Source organism: Cryobacterium sp. AP23 (assembly GCF_054075385.1).
Map to the genome: position 1 here is coordinate 2648756 of NZ_CM133415.1, position 14407 is coordinate 2663162.

Sequence of the window (14407 nt, forward strand, 5' to 3'; positions counted from 1 at the left end):
CGGGTGCAATTGTCCGATTCGGGCACAGTTGCTCAGACTCCCGCAGCACAAGACACCCCGCTCCAGAGACAGAGGACAGACACCACCATGGAAATCGGCGCCTACAGCTTCGGTGACACCCCGCTGCATCCGGCCGAGGGCTCAGAGCCCACGGCGCAGGCCATCCGCAACCTCTTCGACGCCATCGTGCACGCGGACCGGGCAGGGCTGGACTACTTCGGCATCGGCGAACACCACACCGTGAGCATGCCGGCGTCCTCCCCCGGTGCCCTGATCGCCGCGGCCGCCGCCGCGACCGACCGGATCATCCTGGGCAGCGCCGCGAGCATCATCAGCACGGATGACCCGGTGCGGGTCTTCCAGCAGCTCGCCACCGCCGACGCCATCTCCGGGGGCGGCCGGGTGGAGATCACCGCCGGCCGCGGCTCGTCCGTGGAGACGTTCCCGCTGTTCGGCTACGACCTGGTCGACTACGACCGGCTCTACTCCGAGAAGCTCGACCTGCTGATGACCATCAACCACAGCCCCACCGAGCACATCAGCTGGTCCGGCAGCGTGCGCCCGGCCCTGGACAACCTCGCCGTGGTGCCCCGACCGGTCACCGGGCGGCTGCCGATCTGGCTGGCCACCGGCGGCAACGCGGCCTCCTCGGCGCGGGCCGGCAAGCTGGGCCTGCCGGTCTCGTACGGCATCATCGGCGGCGAGCCGCACCGGTTCGCGCCGCTGGCCGAGCTGTACCGCAGGTCGGCGGCGCAGGCCGGGCACACGAACATCAAGGTGTCGGTGGCCACCTTCGGGCTGGTCGCGCCGACCAAGCGGGAAGCGCTGGAGCGGTTCTACCCCGGCTGGCACAATCTGAACGTGGAGATGGGCAGGCTGCGCGGCTGGGCTGCACCCGACCGGCGGCAGTTCGACGCCCAGGCCGCGGCGCCCGGCGCGTACTACGTGGGCGATCCGGATAACGTGGCCGAGCGCATCGTGCACCTGCACGGCTACCTGGGCCACATGCGGCACTTCTTCCAGGCCGACTTCGGCGGCCTGCCGCAGGACCACCTGCTGGAGTCGCTCACCCTGCTGGCCACCGAGGTGAAGCCCCGGGTGGCCCGGATGCTCGCCGCCAAGTAGGCGGACCCGGTCCGCGCGCCGAAAGTGGCGGGTGGGGTCAGGACCGAGTCGCTAGGGTTGCACCAGACGGGGGTCGGTCGCTCCCGAGCGGTCGAACACTGCTGATTCCCTCCGGCCGACACCAACTGGAAAGCCGGCGGCACACATGTCCGACAACGACGCAACATGGTGAGCGCCCGCAAGGCCAAGGAGGCCGAGGCCGCCAAGACCGAGGGGCTGGTCTTCCGGATCGCCCTCGGCACCGTGGGGTTCTTCGTCGTTGTCTGCCTGCTGCCCACGGTCCTGGTGATGGTCATCGGTCTCATCGCCGGCACGACGTCGGCCGCCGACCCGTGGAACCTGCTCGCTTCCGCCGACGGCTACCCGGTGTTCCACCCGCAGGCGGCCTGGCTGCTCGTGCTGCCCGCCGTCACCATGTTCGTCCTGTCCATTGCGACGATGCCGATGGGAATGGGCAGCGGGAGCACCGTTGACCGCCCGACCCTGTACGTCACGAGTTACGGCATGGCCGTGCTGGGTTTCCTGGCCAGCATCGCGTTCCAGGATGCGCCGGATGCCGGCGTCGGAGCGCTGGTGGGTCTCGGCGCAGCCGGCCTGCTCGTGGTCGCGGGGGTGCTCTTCCACGTGCGCAACTTTCTCGGCAGCCTGGATTTCGTGCCGTGGTCCTGGCGACCGGACCTGCCCGAGCCGGAACCGACCAGCCAAGACACGATGGGCACCGCCATGGTGGCCGGGGCCAGCGGGGCGGGCGTGCAGGTGCGATTCGACTTCATGGCCTGGCTCCAGGTTCCGGAAGTCTGGCCCTGGGGCGACTGGGACTACACCGACGCCGACGACTGGGCCACCTCGTGGGGCGCCATCAAGGCCAAGCACAGCGGAGCCGACGAGGCCACGGAGGCGCGTATCGTCGCGGCACTGCGTACCGTCGAGGCCGAGCGCCACGAGGACGAGAGCCGGTTCGTGTACAGCGCCGACCCGGTGCAACTCCCGCTGATGTTCGTCAGTGTGTGGCATGACGAGGCCCACCCGGACCGATCGCTCGACCAGCTCGTCACACGGGATGCCCCCGCCGGCAGCGGGCCCGCCGCCATCGAACCCCGGGTCAGCACAGCACTCGGCACGGGCATCCGCTCGCTGCGCGACGAAAGCACAGCCGGCTCGCCGACCGACCCGTCGGTCGTGGTCCAGTACGCCTGGCGGCACGCCGAACTCGATGTGTTCGTCACCGCCGGCGGCATCCCCTCGGCACGCAGCTCCGAGGTGTTGGCGACCGTGGACACCTTCGCGCTGGCGATCGAGGTCATCAGCTAGGCGAACGCCACGGGCAGGGTTACCGGGAAACGGCGTCGGCGAACCAAGTGGTGATGGTCGTCGGATGCGTGATGGCCGTGCCCACCACCACGGCGAACGCCCCAGCGTCGATGCAGGCCGATGCCTGCGCCGGAGTGTGCACACGACCCTCGGCGATCACCGGGATCGGCAAGACCGAAGCGAGGATGCGCAGCACCTCGAGGTCGGGGCCGTCGGTCTTCGTCCGCTCGCCGGTGTAGCCGCACAGGGTGGTGCCCACGCAGTCGGCGCCGGCCTCGTAGGCTGCGATACCGTCGGCCGCGGAGCCGACATCTGCCATCACCAGCGCGTCGGTCTGTTCGTGGATGCGGGCGATCGTCTCGGCCAGGGAAAGACCGTCGGGCCGGGCGCGACGGGTGCCGTCGATGGCCACGATCTCGGCGCCTGCGCCGATCACCGCCAGGGCATGCTCGAGGGTCGGCGTGATGAACACGTCATCGGCCCCGTCTTTCCACAATCCGATCTGCGGCAGCGCCACCCGCTGGTGGATCGAGCCGATGTCGTCGAGGCCCTGGGCGCGGATGCCCACGGCTCCGCCGCGCACGGCGGCCTCGGCGATCTGGGTCATCGTTTCTGGGTTCCGCATGGGTTCGTTCGGGTAGGCCTGGCACGACACGATGAGGCCGCCCTTGAGCGCGGCGAGGAGGGGGTGGGTCATTCCGGGAATCCGTTCACGTGTTGATCGGTGCAGGGGCTGCGAGGGAAGGGGCTGCGAGGGAAGGGGTGCTTCAGGCGGTGCGGATGGTCATGGGGCGGTGAGGGCGGTGTCGAGAGTCGTTGCTGCAATCAGGGAGGCCGCGCCGACGATGGCCGAGTCCGCGCCAAGGCTGGTCGGCACGATGCGACAACCGGTCAGCAGGCCCATCGCTTCTGCACGGGCCTGGCCTTCCACTGCGTCCCACCAGCGCGGTCCGGCGGCAGCGAGGCCGCCGCCCACGATGACGACGTCGGGATCGACGCTGTTGATCAGGCCGCCGATAGTGCGGCCCAGTGCGGTCGCGGCGACGGCGATGACCTCCGCCGCCAGCGCGTCGCCCGCGTCGGCCCTGGCGAAGATCTCCTGGGTGTCGCCGGCCACCGCGCCGCCACGGTGCAGGTAGGACGCGAGGATTGCCGGCCCGGAAGCGATGACCTCCAGGTGCCCGACACCGCCGCAGGTGCAGGCCAGGCCCGCTGCTTCCGCGGCGGGCACGTGTCCGAAGTGGCCCGCTGCGCCGTGCCGGCCGGACTGCAGCGCGCCGTCGATCACAAGCGCGCCGCCGATCCCGGTGCCGGCCGCAATCACCAGCACGGTGTGTTCGCCACGGCCGGCGCCGTGCACCGCCTCACCGATGGCGTGCGCGTGCACGTCATTGACGGTGGCGACCGACATGCCCAGCCGGCCTTCGACCTCGGCGCCGAGCCGCGTGCCGGTCCACCCGGGCAGCGAGTTGGTGGCGAACTTCACGGTCCGGCTCACCGGGTCGATCACGCCGGCCGCGCCGATCCCGCACCCGGCGATGGTGCCGGGTGCGGATTCGATGAGGTTGGTGGCGAGATCGACGATCGTCTGGAGGATGGCCTCAGGTCCGAGTACCGCCGGTGTGGGCGCTGACACCCGCCGGAGGACGGTGCCGTCCACGGCGACGAGTCCCGCAGCCGTTTTGGTGCCGCCGAGATCGACGCCGATGGTGAAGGTCATCGCACCAGGAGGCCCGCGCGGTCGACGATCGCCTGGATGCGCTCGACGGTCTCGCCGGTGAGGGCGGGGACAGGCGGGGACATCCGGTTGGTTGCGATGATGTCGAGGTGCGCCAGCGCGGTCTTGAACGCGCCGAGCCCGGCGGCCTCTCCGCTGACGCCGGAGGCCTGGAAGACGATCTCGAACAGTTCGGACAGCTCGTCCTGGATGCGACGCACGGCGTCCCAGTCTCCTGCCTTGGCCGCGGCGACGAGGTCGACGTAACGCTTCGGGTCGACGTTGCCGAGTCCGGGCACGACGCCGTCGGCGCCGAGCAGCAGGGCGCCGTCGACGACGACCTCGTGGCCGGTGAAAAGCACCAGGGGGCTGCCGGCGGCACGGTTGGCCATCACCAGCCGGCGGAAACCGACGTCGTCGCCGCTGGAGTCCTTGACGCCGGCGATGATGCCTTCGGTGCCAAGGCGCACCAGCATCTCCAGGCCGAGCTTGTTGTGCACTCGCACCGGCACGTCGTAGGCGAAGATCGGCAGCTCGGTTGCGGCGGCCAGCAGACGGAAGTGCGTCTCGATCTCAGCCTGGTTGGGCAGGGTGTAGAACGGGGCGGTCGCCACGATCGCGTCGACGCCTGCCGCCTCGGCCAGGCGGATCTGCTGCACGACGCGGGCGGGGGTCATGTCGTTGACGCCGGCCATCACCTTGACGCGGCCGGCGGAGATACGCACAGCCTCGCTCAGGATAAGGGTGCGGTCCGTATCGGAGAGGAAGGCGACCTCGCCGGACGACCCCAGCACGAACAGGCCATCGACGCCGGCGTCGATGAGGTGGTTGACCAGGCGCTCGAAGGATTCGAGGTCGATCGCTCCGTCGGCAGTGAGCGGGGTGACGAGGGGCGGGACGACGCCGCCGAAGGTGGGAACTGACATGGATGGACTCCTGATTTCTTTAGTTATGGATGAGAAGGCTGGGGGCCGCACCGAGGAGGGTGCGGGTGTAGGCATCGGCCGGGTTGCGGAAGACCTGTTCGGCGGGGCCTTCCTCCACGACCCGGCCGGACTTCATCACCACGATCCGGTCGGAGACGTAACGCACGGTCTGGATGTCGTGCGAGATGAACGCCATGCCGAGGTTGAGGCTCGCCTTGAGGTCACTCAACAGGTTGAGGATCTGGGCGCGCACCGACACGTCCAGGGCGCTTGTCGGCTCGTCGGCGACGATGATGTCGGGGTCGAGAGCGAGCGCCCTGGCGATGGCCACACGCTGACGCTGACCGCCGGACACCTGGCCGGGGAAGACCTCGCTGGTGGAGGCGGGCAGCCCGACGAGGTCGAGCAGTTCCCGCACGCGGGCCTCCCTTTGCACCGGCGTGCCGATGCCGTGTACCCGGAGAGGGTCCATCAGCACGTCGTGCACTGTCATCCGGGCGTTCAACGCCGTGGACGGATCCTGGAAGATGATCGACACCGACTTGCCGTACGCCCTGGCCGTGGCCCGGTCGCGCCGGACGATGTTGCGGCCGTTGAACGACACCGTGCCGCTGGTCGGCTCCTGCAGCCCGACCATCACCCGCGCCAGGGTGGACTTGCCGCAGCCGGATTCCCCCACGATGCCGATGGTCTCGCCCCGGTTCAGGGTGAGGCTCACCCCGTTGACGGCGTGCACCTTGTCGCGACGGAACAGGGTTCCGGTGCGCGCGGTGTGGATGACATGGATATCGTCGAGCCGCAGGATCTCGTTGCTGGTGGTCATCGTGTGGTCTCCAGTTCGTCATCCGGTGCCAGGAGGGCATCGTTGTGGGTGGACACCAGGTGCAGGGTGCCGGTCACCGGGCGCAGCTCCGGGCGTTGGGCCCGCACCGCATCGCCGCTTCTCGATCGCGGCGCGAACCTGTCGCCGGTGGCGAAGTCCCGCGGTGAGGGCACTGTGCCGGGGATCTGATGCAACCGGGTGGCGCCGTCCTCGATCGACAGCACCGAGCCGAGCAGGCCACGGGTGTACTCGTGGCGCGGGCTCATCAGCAGCGCGGTCGTCGGTGCGGACTCCACCACCTGGCCGGCGTACATCACGGTGATGCGGTGTGCCAGCTCGGCGACCAGGGCGAGGTCGTGGCTCACGAAGACCATGGCGAAGCCGAGCTTCTCGCGCAGGTCGTTCAGCAGGTCGATCACCTGGGCCTGCACGGTCACGTCCAGCGCGGTGGTGGGTTCGTCGGCCACGATCAGCTTCGGGTTCCTGGTGAGTGCCATCGCGATCAACACCCGCTGGCGTTGCCCGCCGGAGAGTTCGTGCGGGTAGCTCTTCAGGGTGCGGTCCGGGTCCAGGCCCACCAATTCGAGCAACTCCCTGGCGCTGCGGGTGCCGCCGCGCTTGATCAGCTGGCCGAGTTGGGTGCGCACCAGCATCGACGGGTTGAGGGAGCTCAACGCATCCTGGTAGACCATTGCCATCTCGTGGCCGAGCAGGGCCTGGCGCTCCTTGCGCGGCATCGTCAGCAGGTCCCGGCCCTCGAAGAGGATCTGCCCGGTGATCTCGGCAGTGTCTGGCAGCAGGCCCATGATGGCCAGGCTGGTGATGCTCTTGCCGCAGCCGGACTCGCCGACCAGGGCCATGGTTTCGCCGGGCCGCACCGAGAAGCTCACGTTGTCGACCACGGCAATGTCGCCGTGCCGGTTCGGGAAGCGGATGCTCAGGTTCTTCACCTCCAGCAGCGGAGCAGCGTCACCGGTGTACACCAGCCGGTCGGTGCGAGTCGATTCGATCAACCGCAGCTGGGCGAGGTGCACCTCGAGGGGCACGGATGCCGCGGCCACCTCCACCACGGACACGGTCGTCGTGGTGGCGCTGTCGGCTGCTGACACCGTCGCAACGGCCTTGGCGTTCTTCGTGGCCGGCTTGACCAGGGCGTCGGTGAGCCCCTCGGCGAGGATGTTCAGCGACAGCACCGTGACCAGGATGAGCATGCCGGGGAAGAACGTGGCCCACCAGCCGCCGCTGAGCAGCAGGTTACGGCCGGAGGAGATCACATTGCCCCAGGACGGTGCCGGGTCCTGTACGCCGGCGCCGATGAACGACAGGCTGGCTTCGAAGACGATCGCGTCGGCGACGAGCACGGTGACGAACACCATGATCGGGGCAGCACAGTTGCGGGCGACGTGCCAGAACAGGATGTGCGGCAGCCGGGCGCCCATCACCCGTTCGGCGGAGACATAGTCTTCACCGAACTGGGCCATCACGTTGGCGCGCACGATCCGGGCGATCTGCGGAACGTAGAGGAACGCGATCGTGCAGATCAGGATCGGCAGCTCCTTGCCGAAGACGGCGACGAAGACGATCGCCAGGGCGATGCCGGGGAACGACATGATGATGTCGAGGATGCGCATGATGGTCTCGCTGAGCCAGCGGGACGCGGTGGCCGCGATCGACCCGATGATCGCACCCGCGATCAGTGCGAGGGCGGTGGCACCCAGCCCGATGGCCAGGGAGAACCGGGCGCCGTAGAGAAGCCGGGAGAAGATGTCGCGGCCGTTCCGGTCGGTGCCGAAGAGGTGCTCGAACGACGGCGGCAGTGCCGGGATGCCCGACTTGAGCGGGTCGAACGGGGCGATGACCGGCGCGAGCAGGGCGACGAGCACGACCAGGCCGAAGAAGGCGAGGGCGATTTTGGAGCCGAGCGGCATGGCGCCGAAGCGCTGGGCGGGCACGCTCAGTCGTGCGTTGAGTGATCGACGCATCGTTATACCGTCCGAATCCGTGGGTTGATGAGCAGGTAGAGCATGTCGACGATGATGTTGACAACCACGAAGGCGAGGGCGACGGTGAGGGTCACGCCCTGCACGAGGTTGATGTCGTTGTTGGTCACTCCGTTGAGGATGAGCTTGCCCATGCCGGGCAGGTCGAAGATGACCTCGATGATGACCGCGCCGCCGATGAGGTAGCCGACCCGCAGGCCGAGCACCGTCACGGGGGTGATGAGCGCGTTCCGCAGCACGTTGCGGCTCACCACGACGCTGCGCGGCAGGCCGCTGCCGATGGCCGTGCGCACATAGTCCCGGTCGAGTTCCTCGACCATCGAGGTGCGCACCACCCGGGTGAGGGAGGCGGCGACCGGGATGCCGAGCGAGATCGCCGGCAGGATCATGGTGCCCAGCCAGCCGGTGAAGGAGTCATTGATGTTGACGTAGCCGCCGGTGGGCAGCCAGCCGAGTCCGAGGGCGAAGTTCTGGATCAGCAGGATGGCGAGCCAGAACGACGGCACCGCGATGCCGGCGATCGAGACCACCCGGATGAGCTGGTCGGGCCAGCGGTCACGGTAGAGCGCCGCGGTCACTCCGAGGCTGAGTGAGAGCACCACGGCGATGAGCAGGCCCATGATGGTCAGCTGCACGGTGAGCGGGAAGGCGGAGCCGATCAGGGTGGTCACCTTGCTGGCCGGCGGCACCGTGACCCCGAGGTTGCCCTGCACCAGATTGGCCAGGAAGGTGAGGTAGCGCACGATCAGGGGGTCATTGAGGCCCGCGTCTTCGCGATAGGCCTCTCTGGCGGTCTCTGACGAGCTCTCCCCGAGGGCGTTGATGGCCGGGTCTCCCGGCGCGAGTTGCATAACGAAAAAGACGAGGGCGGTGATGCCCAGGATCATAATCGGGAGCACGGCGATTCTTCGGGCCATGAGCCTGAGCAGCGCGGTCACAAATGTCTCCTCTAAGAAGGATTGGAGTGGGGGCCGGCCAGTCGGCCGGCCCCCGTTGGATTACTGAGCCGTGCGAGCGACGTCGAGGAAGGACAGGCCGGTGAAGGCAACCGGCTTGAAACCGGTAATGGCGTCTTCGTTCCAGGCTGTCGGCAGCTTGCGGTGCACCAGCGGGTACACCGGGCATTCCTCGGCGATGAGGTCGAAAGCCTTGCCCCACAGCTTCTTCTGCGCGGCGGCATCGGAGGTTGCCATGGCGTCGTCGAGGTAGCCGGTCAGTTCGGCGAACTCGGCCGACTCGGCCCAGCGGTACCGCTTGGTGGGCCAAACGGTGGCCGCGCCGTACCACCAGCGCAGCAGCAGGTCAGCGTCGTTTCCGAAGACCGACGGGTCACCCGGGGCGACCATCACGGTGTAGTTGCCCTCGTCGACGGTCTTGTACTGCGCCCCGGACTGGTTGGTGTCGATCGTGGTCAGGATGCCGGCCGCGTCGAGGTCTTCCTTGATCAGCGGCAGAACATCCTTCACCCAGCTGGTGTCCGTGGCCAGCAGGGTGATCGTCAGGCCGTCGACTCCGGCGGCCTTGAGCAGCTTCTTGGCCTTGGGCAGGTCGTAGGTGTAGACCGTCTTGGCCTTCTGGTACGACGGGTGCTCCTTCTGCAGGTAGCTGGTGGCCGCGGTGGCCTGGCCCAGCATGCCGGTGTTGATGAGCTTGTCGTAGTCGATGGCGTAGCGGAACGCCTGCCGCACCCGCTTGTCGTCGAACGGCGCGACCGAGGTGTTGAACATCATGAACAGTTGGCCGAAGGACTGCACGGATTCCACCGTCGCGTCCTTGAGCGAAGCGACGTCGATGTAGGGCACGTCCTCGATCGCCTGTACCCGCCCGGACTGCACCGCGGTGACGCGGGCGGCGGCATCCGAGAGCAGGTTCCAGGTCATCGCCGCAGCCAGGGCGGGGCGGGCGCCGGTGTAGGCGTCGAAGCGCTCGAACATGATCTTGTCGTCCTTGACGGCCGACAGCATCTTGTACGGGCCGGTGCCGGTGGGCAGGGAGTCGAAGGCGACCTTGTCGGCCTCGACCAGCGCCTTGGGGACGATCTTCACGACGGAGAGGCGCTCCAGCGCGAGGGCGGTCTCCTGCTTGAGTGTGATCACGACCGTGGTCTCGTCGACCTTCGCGATGGAGTCGACGAACGGCAGGAAGGTCAGGTAGAGCGACGCGTTTGCCGGGTCGAGCACGCGCTGGAACGAGAAGACGACGTCGTCTGCCGTTACCGGGCTGCCATCGTGGAAGACCGCGCCCTCGCGCAAGACCGCCGTGATGCTCTTGCCCTTGACCGTCGGCAACTCGGTCGCGAGTGCTGCATAGACCTCGCGGGTGACCGGGTCGAGCTCGACCAGACCTTCGAGCACGTGCCAGTTGGCGGCGACGGTGACGGCGCCGGTGGTGGTCATCGGGTCGAAACCGGTGGAGAGGGCATAGGAGATGCCCGCTTCAATGGTTCCGTTCTTGTCAACGCCCGGGCCGTCGGCGGTGGTCGGTGCCACGCTGTTGGTGGAGGCGGGGCCGCTACAGGCTGACAGTGTTGCCACCAAGCCCATTGCGCCTGCGACCTGGAGGAAGACCCTGCGACTAGTCTTCCCCTGAAGTGTTTCTTGAAGCATCGGATTGCCTTTCGTTCATATTCGGAAAGCTTAATCAGACGTCAGACGTCCTACGTGTTAGATTGAAGTTATACACCCACGAGTGAAAGGTCAAGCACGGATGCTGAATATCGATGAATCGAAAGCAGGAGTTTTCGCCTCCGAAACGTCCCGGAAACGTAGTTCCGTGACCGACCAGATCAAGGATTTCATCCTCACCAAGGGCCTGAAGTCCGGCGACCTCATGCCCACGGAAACCGAAATCTGCGCTGAACTGGGGGTTAGCCGATCCAGCGTTCGTGAGGCCATCCGGACCCTTGCGGCGCTTGACATCGTGGAAGTCAAACACGGATACGGCACCTATGTCGGCCAACTCTCCCTCGCTCCCCTGGTCGAGGGTCTGGTCTTCCGCGGCGTCCTGCGCCCGCAGGACGACTTCGCCGCGCTGCGTGAAGTGATCGAGGTGCGCGAAGCGCTCGACATCGTCATGGCCCAGCAGATCATCGACGCATTGCACGGAGAAACGGATGAGGTCCTCGAGGGCCTGGTGTCGACCATGGTGGCGAAGTCGGCGTCCGGCACCGCGTTCGCCGAGGAAGACCTGGCTTTCCACACCCGGTTACTCGCCTATCTCGACAACACCCTGGTCGGACAGCTCGTCACCGCCTTCTGGGAGATCAACACCGTGCTGTACCCGAAACTCGGCATCGCCCCGGCCGAGGACATCGACGACACCGCCCGCGCCCACGGCGCGATGCTGGAGGCCGCCAAGGCCGGCGACCTCGACGCATACCGGGCCGCCGTCGTGGCGCACTACCAGCCGTTGCGACGCTCGTTGGAGAAGGCGGCGCTGAAGAGCGCCACCGACTAACCAACTACCCCGCCGCGATGGTGCGCCGGGCGATGTCGAGCACCGCCTGCTCGTCGTCCACCCCACCGCCTTCGTGGCCGTTGAACGGCCAGACGGTGATCTCCTTCGGCCCGTCGTAGGCGTTGAACGCCCCGAACACCGTGGAGGGCGGGCAGATCGGGTCCATCAACGCGGCAGACAGCCACACCGGCGCGGTGGCGCGCTTGATGAAGTTGACGCCGTCGAAGTACGACAGCGTCTGCAACACAGAGGCGGCGCGGTCGCGGTACCAGGACAGGTAATTCGCGATCTCCTTGTAGGGGTCTCGGTCGGTGATCATGATCGCCCGGGGAAAGTCGCAGAGGAACGGCACCCGGGCCGCCACGCCGCCGAGGCCGGGCATCAGGCCGGCGACGGCCAGCGCCAGTCCGCCGCCCTGGCTGATGCCGGTGACCAGCACCCTGGCCGCATCCGTGAGCGGCAGGTCGGCCGCGGCGTCGACCAGCCGCACGGCGTCGACGATCAGGCGCCGATAGTAGTAGGACTCCCGAGCATCGATGCCGCGGGTGAGGAAGCCGGGTACCTGCGGGCCGGAGCCGGTCAGGTCGGGGGTGCTGCCCCGCGAGCCGCTCCAGGCCTGGCCGCGGGTGTCCAACTCCAGGTGAGCGTAGCCGGCGGATGCCCAGAGCAGGTTCTCGATGGCGTCACCCCGGCCGCGGCCGTAGCCGTGGAATTGCACGATCGTGGGCAGCGCGGCTGTGGTGCCGGCCGGCACGCGCAGCCAGGCCTTGATGCGCTCCCCCGCATAGCCGGCGAAGGTGACGTCATAGACGTCGAGGGTGGCCAGGCCCGCGTCGACCTTCTGCACGGCCAGAGCCAGCGGATGTCGGCGGGACGACTGCAGGGTCTCCGACCAGAACTCGTCGAAATCCTCGGGGTCCGTCTGCGAGCTTCGGTAGGCGTGCAGCTCTGCTTCGGGTAGGTCCAACAGCATCCGGACGCTCAGCGGACCGTGTTGCGCAGGGTGCCGATCCCCGGGATGGTGATCGCCACCTCGTCGCCCGGGTTCAACTCGGCCGCGGTGTTGGGCGATCCGGTCATGACGATGTCGCCGGGTTCCAGGGTCATCCAGCGGGTGACGTAAACCAGGGTGTCGACCACCCGGGAGGGCAGGTTGAAGGTGCCCGACGAGGCGACCACCCGGCCGTTGACCTCCACGATGATCTCGACGTTCTCCGGGTCGGCGATCTCGGTCTCGATCCAGGCGCCGAGCGGGGTGTAGTTGGTGCCCGCCTTGCTCTCGAAGTTCTTGTTGTCCACGGCGTTCCGCTCGGCGCTGGTGACGTCGTTGACGATCGTGTATCCAAGCACGTGTTCGAACGCGTTCTCCACCGTCAGGCGGGTGGCCGTCCGGCCGATGACCACGGCGAGCTCCCCCTCGGCCACGACTATTCCGGCATCCGCGGCCAGAACGATTTCGTCGCCGTCGTTCGCGACAGTGCGTACCGATTTCAGCCAGGCCTGCACGGGCAGGGTGGTGTGCGGGTCGGCGTTGTGGCCGATGCCGACGACGAGGCCTGGTGTGCTGGTGCGTGCGATCTTCACGAAATGGTGCCTTTCACGGGGTAACGGGTGGGTCGAGCGGTGCGGTCGCGGTGACCCGTTCGGCCCGGCTGAGGCCGGGGCCGGCGGGCTCGTCGTCCAGTAGGGCATCGCGGATGATGCGGCGGGGGTCGTACTGGCGGGGATTGAGCTTCTTCCAGTCCACCTCGTCGAACTCCGGGCCCATCTCATCCTTGAGCCGGTCCTTGGCGCCGTTGGCCATTTCCTTGGCCTTGCGCACGAACCGGCCGAGCATGGCGGCGTAGTGCGGGATGCGTTCGGGGCCGAGCAGAAAGGCCGCGATGATGACGATGATGATGACTTTGTCGAACGTCAAACCGAACATGGACGCAGCTCCTTCACTGCTGAGGGCCGGTCGATCATCGAAGTCCGGCCAGTTCTTGGTCAATCCGGTCGGATGCCTTCCGGGCTCGCCGGTCGTGGAGCCAGGCGATGAATCCGGCCACGAAGTACAGCGCCATCATCGGCACCGCGAGCATGAACATCGACATCACGTCGGCGGCGGGAGTGGCGACGGCAGTAAAGATGATCACCACGACGATGGCGATCCGCCACGACCCAAGGATCGACTTGGCGCTCAGCACGCCGGCAAAGTTGAGCAGCACCAGGAACACCGGCAGCACGAACGCGATGCCGATGGCGACCACGAGCTTGAGCACGAAATCGTAGTAGCCCTTGGCGCTGATGATCGCTGCCGAGTCCTCGGGTGCGAATGACGTGAGCAGGGCCACCATATTGGGCAGCACGAACCAGCCCGCCGCGCAGCCGGCCAGGAACAGCGGCACTGCAGAGGCCACGAACGAGATCGCGTACTGCTTCTCCCGTCGTTGCAGGCCCGGCACGAAGAACGCCCAGATCTGGTAAAGCCAGACCGGCGACGAGATCACAACGCCCACGGTGATGGCGATCTGCATGCGCAGGTCGAAGGCCTCCGAGATCGTTGTGAAGTTCAGTTCAGAGGTGCGACCCTGTGCTTCGGCGATAGCGCTGATCGGAATGCGCAGGGCATCGAGCACGGGCTCGGAGAGCAGCCAGCCCAGAACGGCGCCGAGCAGGATGCCGATCGCCGCCCGGGTGATGCGCTTGCGGAGCTCGATCAGGTGACCACCCAGCGTCATGTTCCCGTCGCGGGCGGACTTTCCCTTCGTGACGGTGGTCACGATGGGTCAGAGCCGGGTGGATGCGCGCGTCGGGAGGGAGATGGGCTCGGCGACCGGGTTGCCGGGTTGGGTCAGCACGGGTTGGGTCAGTCCGGCAGCGGCGTCGGACGCATCCGCGGTGTCGTCGTCTTTCAGGGTCTTCACTTCGCTCTTGAAGATGCGCATCGACTGGCCGACGCTGCGGGCCAGGCCCGGCAGCTTGGGCGCGCCGAACAACAACAGAACGATCGCCAGGATGATGACCATGTGCCATCCGGTGAGGTTTGCAAGCATGATGTCGCCTCTCG

Annotated in this window: 15 protein-coding genes; 3 read left to right on the forward strand and 12 right to left on the reverse strand. The window is 67.5% G+C overall.

What is annotated here, in order from left to right; translation table 11 throughout:
• Positions 1–87 precede the first annotated feature (87 nt).
• Positions 88–1125: an LLM class flavin-dependent oxidoreductase gene (locus ACU5E9_RS12535; protein WP_456810245.1), complete on the forward strand. Its 1038-nt coding sequence runs from the start codon at positions 88–90 to the stop codon at positions 1123–1125.
• A 165-nt stretch (positions 1126–1290) separates the two neighbouring features.
• Entirely contained in the window at positions 1291–2436 is a 1146-nt protein-coding gene (locus ACU5E9_RS12540) for a hypothetical protein (RefSeq protein WP_456810246.1), read from the forward strand.
• Between the two features lie 19 nt (positions 2437–2455).
• On the opposite strand, the gene ACU5E9_RS12545 is transcribed toward ACU5E9_RS12540, so the two are convergent.
• The 7 genes from ACU5E9_RS12545 to ACU5E9_RS12575 all read right to left on the reverse strand — a co-directional run bounded on the left by ACU5E9_RS12545 (position 2456) and on the right by ACU5E9_RS12575 (position 10391).
• Positions 2456–3133 (reverse strand): N-acetylmannosamine-6-phosphate 2-epimerase, encoded by a 678-nt coding sequence (locus ACU5E9_RS12545; RefSeq protein WP_456810247.1) that lies wholly within the window; start codon positions 3131–3133, stop codon positions 2456–2458.
• Between the two features lie 87 nt (positions 3134–3220).
• Positions 3221–4156, reverse strand: a complete 936-nt coding sequence (locus ACU5E9_RS12550; RefSeq protein ID WP_456810248.1) for an ROK family protein — start codon at positions 4154–4156, stop codon at positions 3221–3223.
• Positions 4153–5079 (reverse strand): dihydrodipicolinate synthase family protein, encoded by a 927-nt coding sequence (locus tag ACU5E9_RS12555; RefSeq protein ID WP_456810249.1) that lies wholly within the window; start codon positions 5077–5079, stop codon positions 4153–4155. Before ACU5E9_RS12555 ends, ACU5E9_RS12550 begins: the two co-directional genes overlap by 4 nt.
• A gap of 19 nt (positions 5080–5098) precedes the next feature.
• Positions 5099–5902, reverse strand: a complete 804-nt coding sequence (locus tag ACU5E9_RS12560; protein ID WP_456810250.1) for an ABC transporter ATP-binding protein — start codon at positions 5900–5902, stop codon at positions 5099–5101.
• Positions 5899–7884 carry a dipeptide/oligopeptide/nickel ABC transporter permease/ATP-binding protein gene (locus tag ACU5E9_RS12565; protein WP_456810251.1) on the reverse strand — a complete coding sequence of 662 codons (1986 nt, stop codon included), beginning with the start codon at positions 7882–7884 and terminating at the stop codon, positions 5899–5901. Before ACU5E9_RS12565 ends, ACU5E9_RS12560 begins: the two co-directional genes overlap by 4 nt.
• Positions 7885–7886: 2 nt before the next feature.
• Positions 7887–8840 (reverse strand): ABC transporter permease, encoded by a 954-nt coding sequence (locus ACU5E9_RS12570; protein ID WP_456810252.1) that lies wholly within the window; start codon positions 8838–8840, stop codon positions 7887–7889.
• 60 nt (positions 8841–8900) lie between these two features.
• A complete protein-coding gene (locus ACU5E9_RS12575; RefSeq protein ID WP_456810253.1) occupies positions 8901–10391 on the reverse strand; it encodes an ABC transporter substrate-binding protein in 1491 nt (496 codons plus the stop codon).
• Positions 10392–10674: 283 nt separating this feature from the next.
• Here ACU5E9_RS12575 and ACU5E9_RS12580 point away from each other — a divergent pair, with 283 nt between their 5' ends.
• A complete protein-coding gene (locus ACU5E9_RS12580) occupies positions 10675–11358 on the forward strand; it encodes a FadR/GntR family transcriptional regulator (RefSeq protein WP_456810254.1) in 684 nt (227 codons plus the stop codon).
• Between the two features lie 4 nt (positions 11359–11362).
• On the opposite strand, the gene ACU5E9_RS12585 is transcribed toward ACU5E9_RS12580, so the two are convergent.
• The 5 genes from ACU5E9_RS12585 to tatA are packed head-to-tail and all read right to left on the reverse strand — an operon-like array spanning position 11363 to position 14393.
• Positions 11363–12331 (reverse strand): acetylxylan esterase, encoded by a 969-nt coding sequence (locus ACU5E9_RS12585; protein WP_456810255.1) that lies wholly within the window; start codon positions 12329–12331, stop codon positions 11363–11365.
• Between the two features lie 8 nt (positions 12332–12339).
• A complete protein-coding gene (locus tag ACU5E9_RS12590; RefSeq protein ID WP_456810256.1) occupies positions 12340–12942 on the reverse strand; it encodes a fumarylacetoacetate hydrolase family protein in 603 nt (200 codons plus the stop codon).
• Between the two features lie 13 nt (positions 12943–12955).
• Complete coding sequence (locus ACU5E9_RS12595) at positions 12956–13285, reverse strand: Sec-independent protein translocase TatB (protein WP_456810257.1); 330 nt, start codon at positions 13283–13285, stop codon at positions 12956–12958.
• 34 nt (positions 13286–13319) lie between these two features.
• Entirely contained in the window at positions 13320–14120 is an 801-nt protein-coding gene (tatC, locus tag ACU5E9_RS12600; protein ID WP_456810258.1) for a twin-arginine translocase subunit TatC, read from the reverse strand.
• Between the two features lie 6 nt (positions 14121–14126).
• Positions 14127–14393, reverse strand: a complete 267-nt coding sequence (gene tatA, locus ACU5E9_RS12605; protein ID WP_456810259.1) for a Sec-independent protein translocase subunit TatA — start codon at positions 14391–14393, stop codon at positions 14127–14129.
• Positions 14394–14407 lie beyond the last annotated feature (14 nt).

Bases quoted from the DNA above. Each gene is read 5' to 3' on its own strand.
- ACU5E9_RS12535 (WP_456810245.1), top strand. From the start codon at position 88: ATGGAAATCGGCGCCTACAGCTTCGGTGACACCCCGCTGCATCCGGCC.
- ACU5E9_RS12540 (WP_456810246.1), top strand. From the start codon at position 1,291: ATGGTGAGCGCCCGCAAGGCCAAGGAGGCCGAGGCCGCCAAGACCGAG.
- ACU5E9_RS12545 (WP_456810247.1), bottom strand. From the start codon at position 3,133: ATGACCCACCCCCTCCTCGCCGCGCTCAAGGGCGGCCTCATCGTGTCG.
- ACU5E9_RS12550 (WP_456810248.1), bottom strand. From the start codon at position 4,156: ATGACCTTCACCATCGGCGTCGATCTCGGCGGCACCAAAACGGCTGCG.
- ACU5E9_RS12555 (WP_456810249.1), bottom strand. From the start codon at position 5,079: ATGTCAGTTCCCACCTTCGGCGGCGTCGTCCCGCCCCTCGTCACCCCG.
- ACU5E9_RS12560 (WP_456810250.1), bottom strand. From the start codon at position 5,902: ATGACCACCAGCAACGAGATCCTGCGGCTCGACGATATCCATGTCATC.
- ACU5E9_RS12565 (WP_456810251.1), bottom strand. From the start codon at position 7,884: ATGCGTCGATCACTCAACGCACGACTGAGCGTGCCCGCCCAGCGCTTC.
- ACU5E9_RS12585 (WP_456810255.1), bottom strand. From the start codon at position 12,331: ATGCTGTTGGACCTACCCGAAGCAGAGCTGCACGCCTACCGAAGCTCG.
- ACU5E9_RS12595 (WP_456810257.1), bottom strand. From the start codon at position 13,285: ATGTTCGGTTTGACGTTCGACAAAGTCATCATCATCGTCATCATCGCG.
- tatA (WP_456810259.1), bottom strand. From the start codon at position 14,393: ATGCTTGCAAACCTCACCGGATGGCACATGGTCATCATCCTGGCGATC.